General features: G+C 62.0%; 1 protein-coding gene. It reads right to left on the bottom strand.

All coding sequences use genetic code 11. The features are described from left to right. Nucleotides 1–266 (bottom strand): immunoglobulin-like domain-containing protein (locus tag U862_RS29275; protein WP_157836093.1); only part of this gene is annotated, 266 nt, incomplete at both ends.

Raw genomic sequence — 266 nt, 5'->3', positions numbered from 1 at the left:
ACCAGATTCTCGTAATTGCCGCCGCTCACGTTGGTGATGGCGTTGGTCAACGGCGCATGACCGGTCAGCGCATCGTTCGGTGCGGTGGTGGTCACGGTGCCCGTGGTCTTGCCCACTTCGATGGTGATGTTCTGACCGTTGGCAAGGGTCACGGTGACTGGCGAACCGGTTACCGGTGCACCGACGGTCGCTGTGTAAGTGACGGTGCCACCTTCAGCGGCGGACTCGGTCGCGGTCAGTTTGACGGTGGTGGTGTCGATGGTGTC

It is taken from the genome of Pseudomonas sp. H1h (assembly GCF_000633255.1).
Taxonomy (GTDB): domain Bacteria; phylum Pseudomonadota; class Gammaproteobacteria; order Pseudomonadales; family Pseudomonadaceae; genus Aquipseudomonas.
The sequence above is the reverse complement of the archived record's forward strand: the minus strand, read 5'-3'. Positions and strand labels throughout refer to the sequence as shown.